The 8,917-nt window shown below is 73.2% G+C and carries 11 protein-coding genes and 1 pseudogene; 7 read left to right on the top strand and 5 right to left on the bottom strand.

Annotation, left to right across the window (positions count from 1 at the left end; translation table 11 throughout):
- Window positions 1-97: 97 nt before the first annotated feature.
- Window positions 98-913, bottom strand: coding sequence for a GntR family transcriptional regulator (locus I3F58_RS03740; RefSeq protein WP_240106710.1), 816 nt, complete (start codon window positions 911-913; stop codon window positions 98-100).
- Window positions 910-1,455 carry a GntR family transcriptional regulator gene (locus I3F58_RS03745; protein ID WP_240106711.1) on the bottom strand — a complete coding sequence of 182 codons (546 nt, stop codon included), beginning with the start codon at window positions 1,453-1,455 and terminating at the stop codon, window positions 910-912. The genes I3F58_RS03740 and I3F58_RS03745 overlap by 4 nt, the downstream gene beginning before the upstream one ends.
- A gap of 136 nt (window positions 1,456-1,591) precedes the next feature.
- Here I3F58_RS03745 and I3F58_RS03750 point away from each other — a divergent pair, with 136 nt between their 5' ends.
- From I3F58_RS03750 to I3F58_RS03760, 3 genes are all read left to right on the top strand, one after another.
- A complete protein-coding gene (locus I3F58_RS03750; protein ID WP_240106712.1) occupies window positions 1,592-1,783 on the top strand; it encodes a hypothetical protein in 192 nt (63 codons plus the stop codon).
- 2 nt (window positions 1,784-1,785) lie between these two features.
- Window positions 1,786-2,067, top strand: a complete 282-nt coding sequence (locus I3F58_RS03755) for a hypothetical protein (protein WP_240106713.1) — start codon at window positions 1,786-1,788, stop codon at window positions 2,065-2,067.
- A 377-nt stretch (window positions 2,068-2,444) separates the two neighbouring features.
- The gene (locus tag I3F58_RS03760; RefSeq protein WP_240106714.1) at window positions 2,445-3,002 is read left to right on the top strand and encodes an HAD domain-containing protein; all 558 of its coding nucleotides are present in this window, start codon (window positions 2,445-2,447) and stop codon (window positions 3,000-3,002) included.
- Window positions 3,003-3,262: 260 nt separating this feature from the next.
- On the opposite strand, the gene I3F58_RS03765 is transcribed toward I3F58_RS03760, so the two are convergent.
- Window positions 3,263-3,961 carry a copper homeostasis protein CutC gene (locus tag I3F58_RS03765; protein ID WP_240106715.1) on the bottom strand — a complete coding sequence of 233 codons (699 nt, stop codon included), beginning with the start codon at window positions 3,959-3,961 and terminating at the stop codon, window positions 3,263-3,265.
- Window positions 3,962-4,184: 223 nt separating this feature from the next.
- On the opposite strand from I3F58_RS03765, the gene I3F58_RS03770 reads away from it, so the two are divergent.
- From I3F58_RS03770 to I3F58_RS03780, 3 genes are all read left to right on the top strand, one after another.
- The gene (locus I3F58_RS03770; RefSeq protein WP_240106716.1) at window positions 4,185-6,485 is read left to right on the top strand and encodes a cation-translocating P-type ATPase; all 2,301 of its coding nucleotides are present in this window, start codon (window positions 4,185-4,187) and stop codon (window positions 6,483-6,485) included.
- A gap of 160 nt (window positions 6,486-6,645) precedes the next feature.
- Window positions 6,646-7,263 carry a TOPRIM nucleotidyl transferase/hydrolase domain-containing protein gene (locus I3F58_RS03775; RefSeq protein WP_240106717.1) on the top strand — a complete coding sequence of 206 codons (618 nt, stop codon included), beginning with the start codon at window positions 6,646-6,648 and terminating at the stop codon, window positions 7,261-7,263.
- 80 nt (window positions 7,264-7,343) lie between these two features.
- Complete coding sequence (locus I3F58_RS03780) at window positions 7,344-8,003, top strand: hypothetical protein (RefSeq protein ID WP_240106718.1); 660 nt, start codon at window positions 7,344-7,346, stop codon at window positions 8,001-8,003.
- 25 nt (window positions 8,004-8,028) lie between these two features.
- On the opposite strand, the gene I3F58_RS03785 is transcribed toward I3F58_RS03780, so the two are convergent.
- Entirely contained in the window at window positions 8,029-8,304 is a 276-nt protein-coding gene (locus I3F58_RS03785) for a DUF4031 domain-containing protein (RefSeq protein ID WP_240106719.1), read from the bottom strand.
- Complete coding sequence (locus I3F58_RS03790) at window positions 8,301-8,666, bottom strand: hypothetical protein (protein WP_240106720.1); 366 nt, start codon at window positions 8,664-8,666, stop codon at window positions 8,301-8,303. Before I3F58_RS03790 ends, I3F58_RS03785 begins: the two co-directional genes overlap by 4 nt.
- A 62-nt stretch (window positions 8,667-8,728) precedes the next feature.
- Here I3F58_RS03790 and I3F58_RS03795 point away from each other — a divergent pair.
- Window positions 8,729-8,917 (top strand): annotated as a pseudogene (locus I3F58_RS03795) (hypothetical protein); the annotation flags it as partial.

The following is an 8,917-nucleotide window of genomic DNA, read 5'->3' on the forward strand; positions in this document are numbered from 1 at the left end:
CTTGACCGGTCGCGAGGGTCTCGCCTGAGGCGCCCGTAGCGCCCCTGCCGCGTACCAGAACCATCGGGACCGGGTAGGTGGTCGTGCCGTTCACCACCTACTGGGATCGGTTGGATGGACCAGGGTGAACCGGAGAGTCCGGCGTGAACTCGTACTGGAGTTCGTGGAGATGTCCTGCCTTGACCATGACGGTGGCTTCGACGGGCCGCTCGTTGTCGCTGTAGACGACCCGCAGAGTTCGAAGGACGGGCAGATTGCCGGGAAGTCGAAGGGCTGCTGCCTGTTCCTGGGTGGGGATGCGGGCGGATACGCGGTCCACACTCACGCGCGGTGGGAACCCCAGGTCCGCAAGGAGGGTGGGGGTTCCGCCACGGATCTTGCGGTTCTCCGTGACGGGGGTGCCTCGGGCGATGTCCGCAGGGTAGTAGGAGGCGACGAGTTCGACCGGTTCTTCGTCGATGGTGAGGAGCTGGCGGCGCAGGACGGCCGTCTCGCCGTCGTCGAGGCCGAGGAGTTCCCGGACGTCGGCCGGGGGCACGGCTTGTGCCACCTCCAGCAGGGTGCTTCGGGCTTGACCGCCGTGCCTTGTCGCTTCGGTGTGCCAGCGGAACGGTTCGCCCCGCGGAGCTGGGGCCATGTAAGCGGCGGGGCGCATGGTGCGCTGGCGGTGTTCTCGAACAGTTACAGCTGCCCCGGCCCGACCGATGACCAGGCCTTCGTCCTTGAGGAGTTGCAGAGCCTTCTGGATGGTTGCGTTCGAGGCGTCGAACCGCTCCTTGAGCTGCACGGTGGACGGCACCTTGGCTCCCGGTGCCAGGTCGCCGCTCATGATTTCGTCGCGCAGGTCGGCGGCGATGCGTTCGTGGAGGGAGCGGTGGTCGCGGGGGTCTGGATCGCCGTGGTGCGCGGTCACCCGATGCTCATCTCATAGCGAAGGCGCTGCCGGTGGGCAGGCATGGTCATCAGGTCGGCCTGGATGGGGCGGTCGTTCGCATCGAGCGTGAGTCGTGCCAGGCGCAGGACAGGCTGGTCCGGGGAGGTCTGGAGGGCTTCTCGTTCCTTGTCCGTCGCCAGGCGCGCGGTGACGTCTTCGCGTACGCGGACGCCGATGTGTCCGAGTTCGGCCAGCAGGGACACCGCGCCGCCACGGATCTTCGCCGTTCCGGCGAGGGCGGTGCCGCGGGCGATGTCGGCCGGGTAGTACGTGTCGGTCACCTCGCACGGCTCACCGTCGAGTTCGATGATGCGGCGGCGCATGACCACCGGATCGCCGTCGGCCAGCCCGAGCAGCGCGGCTACCTCCTCGCCTGCTGGGACCTCTCCGGCGAAGACGACACGCTGCGTGCCCTTGCGGCCCCGAGCGGCGGTTTCCTCGGTCCAGGCGTCGGCCTGCCCGTTCGTACGCGGCGTGAGATACGGCATCGACGTGCTGACCCAGTCGCCCCTGCCGCCCATGGTGCCCTCCTGCTGTCGCCGGTGACCTCTGCACGTAACCGTAGGCGACTCACTCTAGGCGGGCCTCACAGGGCAACCTTTCCGCTATTCGCGAATAGTGGTACGTTCGCAGGGCAGTCGGAGCAAGGAGGGGCTCATGCGCAGTACGCAGACGACGATGGCGGGACCCGTTGAGCTGCCCCTTCCGCCCAGACCTCCAAAGCCCGTACAGGGGTGTGACGTGTGTGCCGCGTTGGCCCGGCAGCGGGTGGAGGCGTGGAGGCGGGGGGACTTCTCGGCGGTGTCGGACTGCAACGTGGAGATCGCGGCGCACGGGAAGGGGCACTGAGGGTGGCGATGGAGCTGGAGCGGTGGCGGGAGTGCTGGGCGCGGGCGGAGGCGGCGGCCGACGAACTGAGGTCTGGGGTGGCGCGGTTGGGGCTGGAACCTGCGGTGTGCCGGAGGGTTCGGCCGATCGTGACGCATCCGGGGCGGGTGTACGTCGATGTGGGGATGCTGCCCGAGGACGCGGCGCGGATCATCGCCCGGGCACTGGGCCCGGAGCGTCCCGTCGTGTCTGGAGACGGTGGGCCGCCCGGCCTGCCGGGTGAGGACCGTCGTACCTCGGTGTGACCTGGCGAGGGCGCTTGTCCTCGTATGCCATCGGCTGACCGGTGGTACCCGCTCCGGTCGTCCGTCCTTCCGCAGGACCAGTGGCCGGAGCGGGTGTGAGGGGCCTGGCCCCGAAGGGCGGGGAGGGGCCCCGCAGTGCGCGCCACCGGACGGCGTGACGGGGAGGTGGGGCGGCTGACCGGTCGCCGGCCCGTCGGCCCCGGGGGCTGACTGTCCCTGTCCTGCCGGGCGGCCGGGATGCCGGAGTCCGGTGGCCTCCAGGGCGTGGACATGGCGGTCGGGCGGACGCGCGGTCAGGTCGTAGCCGCACTTCCGCGCGACGCGGCAGGGGTTCTGGCGGTCCGGAGCCCCCAGGCCCCCAGCGGTACCGTGCGTACATGACCGATGCCGTGAACCGGCCGCTGCTGTTCCTGGACATCGACGGGACCCTCCTGCCGTATGGGGGTGCTCCGGTGCCCACCCGTGGCAGTGACGCGCACTGGCAGCACGAGGGCAACCCGCAGTTGGCCCGGCTCGATCCTTCGCACGGGCCGCGTCTGCTGGCGCTGCCGTGCGATCTGGTCTGGGCCACCGCCTGGATGCACGAGGCCAACGAGGTGGTGGGCCCCCGGCTCGGGCTGCCGGAGCTGCCGGTGGCGGAGCTTCCGGAGGACGACGACCAGCCTGGAACCCTGCACTGGAAGACGCGGGCGCTCGTTGCGGCCGCTGCCGGGCGGGCGTTCGCCTGGGCCGACGACGAGATCGGGGACTTCGACCGGGAGTGGGTCGAGTCGGAGCACCCGGAAGCCGCCCTGCTGTTGCGCGTCGATCCCGCCGTCGGGCTCACGGACGGCGACTTCGCCGCGCTCGGTGAGTGGATGGCCGCCCACGGTACAGCCGCCGGGCCTGGCGCGGCGCCGGCGGCTGTGGACGGTGGCGCTTCTGCCGGGGCGTGAGCTGCGTCAGGTGATCGCCGCGTGCCCGGTTGGGCGCGCACCAGGAGCCGCAGGGGCTTTCTCGAAGATGCCGTCCTGGCCGCGAACGAAGGTGACCGCGCCGGTGACGCCGGTCGCCTAGTCGCACATGACCGGGCCGTCGGCCCTGCCGTGGCCGTCCGGGCCGTCTCGCCTTCCCGTGGCCGCAGGCGCGGCCATGGGACCCCGAGGTCGCGGAGGCCCCGGAAGCTGCGGGCGCCGCCTGTCCGGCCGGTGCCGGGTCACGCCCCGGCGGCCTCCGGCGCCTCGTCCAGCGCCCGCCGCCACGTCCCCACCGCGCCCCGGGCCACCGGGGAGGCCCAGCCGGCCGGGCGGGCCGCGCCGCCGATGTGGAAGGCCTCGATCCCGGCGGCCCGCAGTGCGGGGACGTGCTCCAGGGAGAGCCCGCCACCGACCAGGAGCTGCGGTTCGCCCGGCAGCGCCGCCTCGGCCAGCAGGACCGGCAGCCCCTCGTCGACCCCCGCCGCCGCCCCGGCGGTCAGGTAGGTGTCCAGGCCGGGGAAGCCCGCCAGTTCCTTGCGCAGCGCCTGGCGGTCGGCCGCGTGGTCGATCGCCCGGTGGAACGTCCAGCGGCACCCGTCCAGTACGGCCGTCAGCCGCTCCAGGGCCGTCAGGTCGACCCGGCCCTCCGCGTCCAGGAAGCCCAGCACGAACTCGTCCGCGCCCTCCGCGCGCAGCTCGCCCGCGACCCGCAGCAGCGCCTCCGTGTCGTCCGCCGCGAAGCCGTCCGTGAGGCGGATCATCACCCGCAGCGGGATGTCGACGGCGGCACGGATGCTCGCGTACGTCTCGCGGGACGGCGAGAGGCCGTCCGCCGCTATGTCGGTGACCAGCTCCAGGCGGTCCGCTCCTCCGGCCTGCGCCGCGATCGCGTCCTCGGCGTCGAGGGCGATCACCTCCAGGACTGCACGGTTGCTCATGGGTTTCCCATCCTCCGGAAGCGAGCGACGGCGGCTACCGCCTACGTCGACCTACAGGTCTAGTCCAATACCGGGCTCAGCCTAATGCGCGACAGGCGGGCGGGGGCGGGTTCCGGGCCGGTGGACCCTTGCTCCTTGATACCCCCCTGGGGTATAACTTGGATAGTCGGAGTTACCCCCTCGGGGTATGCTGAACCCTGGAACGACCAAGGAGCGCGCAGTCATGAGCAGTCGCACGACCGCCACAGGGCCCACGGGCGCCACCGGTGCCGCCACCGCCGAGGTCGAACTCGTCATCGGCGGCATGACCTGCGCCTCCTGCGCCGCCCGCGTCGAGAAGAAGCTCAACCGCATGGACGGCGTCGAGGCGACCGTGAACTACGCCACGGAGAAGGCCAAGGTCGCCTACCGCGGCGCCGACGTCTCCGTGCGGGACCTCATCGCCACCGTCGAGGCCACCGGCTACACCGCGAAGGAACCGGAGCCCCCCGCACCCGCCGCGCCGGACGAAGCCCCGGAGGAGGGCGGAGACGGCGACGACCCCGAGCTGCTGGCCCTGCGGCAGCGACTGCTCACCGCGCTCGCCCTCTCCGTCCCCGTCATCGCCATGGCGATGATCCCGCCCCTCCAGTTCACGTACTGGCAGTGGCTCTCCCTCACCCTCGCCGCGCCCGTCGTCGTCTACGCGGGCTGGCCGTTCCACCGCGCCGCCTGGACCAACCTCCGGCACGGCGCCGCCACCATGGACACGCTGATCTCGGTCGGCACCTCGGCCGCGTTCCTCTGGTCCCTGTGGGCGCTGTTCTTCGGTACGGCGGGCATGCCCGGCATGTCCCACCCCTTCGAACTGACCGTCTCGCGCGGTGACGGCGCCGGGAACATCTACCTGGAGGCCGCCGCCGGAGTCACCGCCTTCATCCTGGCCGGGCGCTACTTCGAGGCCCGCTCCAAGCGGAAGGCGGGCGCCGCGCTGCGCGCCCTGCTGGAGCTGGGCGCCAAGGAGGTCACCGTCCTGCGTGAGGGCCGCGAGCAGCGGATCCCGACCGCCGACCTGCGCGTCGGGGACCGCTTCCTCGTCCGCCCCGGTGAGAAGATCGCCACCGACGGCACGGTCGTCGAGGGCTCCTCCGCCGTCGACGCCTCCATGCTGACCGGCGAGTCCGTCCCCGTCGAGGTCGCCGTCGGCGACCCGGTCACGGGTGCCACGCTCAACGCCGGGGGCCGCCTGGTCGTCGAGGCCACCAGGATCGGCGCCGACACCCAGCTCGCCCGCATGGCGAAGCTGGTGGAGGACGCGCAGAACGGCAAGGCCGCCGCTCAGCGGCTCGCGGACCGGATCTCCGCCGTCTTCGTGCCCGTCGTCATCCTGCTGGCCCTCGGCACGCTCGGCGTGTGGCTCGCGCTCGGCGCCGGGCTGACCGCCGCGTTCACCGCCGCCGTCGCCGTGCTGATCATCGCCTGCCCCTGCGCCCTCGGGCTCGCCACGCCGACCGCGCTCATGGTCGGTACGGGGCGGGGCGCCCAGCTCGGCATCCTGATCAAGGGCCCGGAGGTGCTGGAGAACACCCGCAAGGCCGACACCATCGTGCTCGACAAGACCGGCACGGTGACGACGGGCCGGATGACCCTGCTGGGTGTCCGCGCGGCGGACGGGGTCACCGAGGCCGAGGTGCTGCGGCTCGCCGGGGCCCTGGAGCACGCCTCCGAGCACCCCATCGCCCAGGCCGTCGCCGCCGGGGCCGCCGAGCAGGTGGGCGAGCTGCCGGCGCCCGAGGACTTCGTGAACGTCGCGGGTCTGGGCGTGCAGGGCGTCGTCGAGGGGCACGCGGTGCTGGTGGGGCGGGAGAAGCTGCTGGAGGAGTGGGCCATCGGGCTTCCGGCCCCGCTCGCCCGCGCCAAGCAGGAGGCCGAGGCGCAGGGCCGTACCGCGATCGCCGTCGCGTGGGACGGCGAGGCGAGGGCGGTGCTGGAGGTCGCGGACGCGGTCAAGGACACCAGCGCGGAGGCGATCCGCCGCCTGCGGGAGCTGGGCCTGACCCCGGTCCTTCTGACCGGCGACAACCGGACCGTGGCGGAGGCGGTCGCCCGCGAGGTCGGTATCGACGCGGAGCACGTCATCGCGGAGGTCATGCCCGAGGACAAGGTCGAGGTCGTCAAGCGGCTCCAGGCCGAAGGACGGACCGTCGCGATGGTGGGCGACGGCGTCAACGACGCGGCGGCGCTCGCCCAGGCCGACCTGGGGCTCGCGATGGGCACCGGCACGGACGCCGCGATCGAGGCGGGCGACCTGACCCTCGTACGGGGTGACCTGCGCGCCGCCGTCGACGCGATCCGCCTCTCCCGCCGCACCCTCGGCACCATCAAGGGCAACCTCTTCTGGGCCTTCGCCTACAACATCGCGGCCCTGCCGTTGGCGGTGGCCGGCCTCCTGAACCCGATGATCGCGGGCGCGGCGATGGCCTTCTCGTCGGTCTTCGTGGTGGGCAACAGCCTGCGGCTGAGGGGGTTCAGGGAGGCACGCTGAGCGCGCGCACGAGCATTCCGACCGCGGGCGACGGGCGTCCCACCTGACATGGTGGGACGCCCGTCGCGCCGTCCGCGCAGCCGCGTACCGCACGGCCCGGGGCCCCGGAGCCCGGGGAAAATCCCTGGCCGTGCCGCCGGGACTCGACGAGACTCGTCCGATGACCGAGATGGAGACGTTCCGGGAGGCGGTCACCGCGTGGGCGGCGGGGGGCCCCGGCGAACCCGCACGCGCACTGGCCGCGCGGCTGTCCGTCCGGACGGCCGTGCTGCTGGAAGGGCGGAGCGATGTCGCAGCGGTCGACGCACTGGCCGGGAGCCGGGGCCGGGATCTGGCGGCCGAAGGGGTCTGCGTCCTGTCGATGGGCGGTGCGATGAACGTCGGGCGTTTCGCCCGGCTCCTCGGTGCACCGGGCCTCGGCCTCCGCCTCACGGGGCTGTGCGACGAGGCGGAGCTTCCCTACTACGTCCGCGGCTTCGAGGGGGCCGGTGCGGCACCGCACGGCTTCTTCGTCTGCGCGGCGGATCTGGAGGACGAGCTGATCCGTGCGCTGGGGGTGACACGGGTGGAGGAACTCGTCCGGGCGGAAGGCGACCTGCGCGCTCTGCAGACCTTTCTGCGCCAGCCCGCACAGCGGGGCCGCACCCCGCAGCAGCAGTTCAGGCGCTTCCTCGGTACGAAGAAGGGGCGCAAGATCCACTACGGCCGGGTCCTGGCCGAGGCCCTCGCCCCCGACCGGGTTCCGGCCCCGCTCCGCGGCCTGCTCGCCGGCCTCTGACCGCCGGTGCCCGCGTTCGCCGGACCGACGGGCCCGCCCCCGCCACGCGGTGCGGGCCGGCGTGGGGGCACAATGCGGGAATGCCGCGATCACTGGCCCCGCACCCCGCACACGACGAGCTGCTCCGCCGCTGGGCGGACACCGTGCGGCAGGCCGCAGGGGAGAGCCCGGAGGCCGGGCGCTACGCGCACGAGCTGCTGCGCCGCTGGGCCGAGCCGCACCGGCGGTACCACACCACGGACCATCTCCTCGCCGTGCTCCGGCGCGTCGACGAGCTGGCCGGCCACGCCGAGGACCTGCCCGCCGTCCGGCTCGCCGCCTGGTTCCACGACGCCTACTACCTGCCGGACCGGTCCACCAACGAGGAACGCAGCGCCCGCCTGGCCGAACTCGCCCTGCCCGAACTGGACGTCGACCCGTCCCGTACGGCGGAGGTCGCCCGCCTCGTGCGGCTCACGGTCACTCACGACCCCGCCCCCGGAGACCGGAACGGCGAGGCCCTGTGCGACGCCGACCTCGCGGTCCTCGCCGCCGAGCCGGACACGTACGCGGCGTACACCGCGGCGGTACGGGAGGAGTACGGGTTCGTGCCGGACGAGGCGTTCCGGGAGGGGCGGGCGGCGGTGCTGCGCCAACTCCTGGAGCTGCCAGGGCTGTTCCGCACACCGTACGGGGCGGAGCAGTGGGAGGCGGCGGCCCGGCGGAACATGACGGCCGAGCTGGAGCGGCTCGGGGGATGAGGGGCCGGCCGCCGGGGGCCTGGGCTCAGCGGTGGGGCGCCGGGCGGTGTTTCGGGCGGCGCAGTCCCGCGGTGGTGAGCAGCCGGACCAGCTCCTTGGAGCCGATCTCGACCGCGCCCGCGGCGACCGCGTCGGCGTAGCGGTACGACGGGATGTCGTAGTGGTCGCCGTCGAAGGCGTGCGGCGGGGCGCCGATCGCCGCGGCGGCCTCGTGCAGCTCCTCGAACGACACGTCGCTGATCATGTGCGACCACATACGGCCGTGACCGGGCCAGTTCGGCGGGTCGATGTAGATCGTCACGTGAGCCCGCCCACCGGTGCGACGACCACGCCCGCCCTGCCGCACACCCAGTGCGGGTCCGGGCCCAGCTCCGGTTCCACGTCCAGGGCGTGCGGGTCGCCCGAGTCGCAGACCGGACAGAGCGGCCACCGCCCGTACCGCTCCAGCAGCGCGTCCTGCACGTCCTGGGCGACGAGCCCTGAGACGTACGACGAGCCCTCCGGCCACTGCTCCAGCCACCAGCGCCGCCCCGCGACTGCGTCCTCGACGAGAGACACGATCTCCGCCTCCGCGACGTCCCTCGCGGTCAGGTCGGCGAGGACCAGCGCACGGGCGGCGTGCAGGGTCTGCTCCAGGGGGTCGGCCTTGCCGGGCGTGCTCATGCGGCCATTCTGACCCGGTCGCGGGATTGACGCCCACCTCGGCCGAAAATACGTTTCACGATGTGACCGATCCGGCGAAGGAAACTGCCACCGAGCCGCAGGGCGGAGGCGCGGCCGAGCCGGCCGCCGGGGTCGACGTGCCGGGCCCCGGCCGGGCCGACGGCAGGGAGACCGCACCCGTGCCCGGCGGTCCCGAACCCGCCGCGGGCGGCCCCGCCGCCGTGGCAGGCGTGCGGGCGTCGGCCCCGGCT

Source organism: Streptomyces sp. MUM 203J, from assembly GCF_022414595.1.
Lineage (GTDB): Bacteria > Actinomycetota > Actinomycetes > Streptomycetales > Streptomycetaceae > Streptomyces.

Coding starts and splice junctions, on each gene's coding strand:
- I3F58_RS03745 (WP_240106711.1), bottom strand. CDS start 1,455: ATGGGCGGCAGGGGCGACTGGGTCAGCACGTCGATGCCGTATCTCACG.
- I3F58_RS03750 (WP_240106712.1), top strand. CDS start 1,592: ATGCGCAGTACGCAGACGACGATGGCGGGACCCGTTGAGCTGCCCCTT.
- I3F58_RS03760 (WP_240106714.1), top strand. CDS start 2,445: ATGACCGATGCCGTGAACCGGCCGCTGCTGTTCCTGGACATCGACGGG.
- I3F58_RS03765 (WP_240106715.1), bottom strand. CDS start 3,961: ATGAGCAACCGTGCAGTCCTGGAGGTGATCGCCCTCGACGCCGAGGAC.
- I3F58_RS03770 (WP_240106716.1), top strand. CDS start 4,185: ATGAGCAGTCGCACGACCGCCACAGGGCCCACGGGCGCCACCGGTGCC.
- I3F58_RS03775 (WP_240106717.1), top strand. CDS start 6,646: ATGACCGAGATGGAGACGTTCCGGGAGGCGGTCACCGCGTGGGCGGCG.
- I3F58_RS03780 (WP_240106718.1), top strand. CDS start 7,344: ATGCCGCGATCACTGGCCCCGCACCCCGCACACGACGAGCTGCTCCGC.
- I3F58_RS03790 (WP_240106720.1), bottom strand. CDS start 8,666: ATGAGCACGCCCGGCAAGGCCGACCCCCTGGAGCAGACCCTGCACGCC.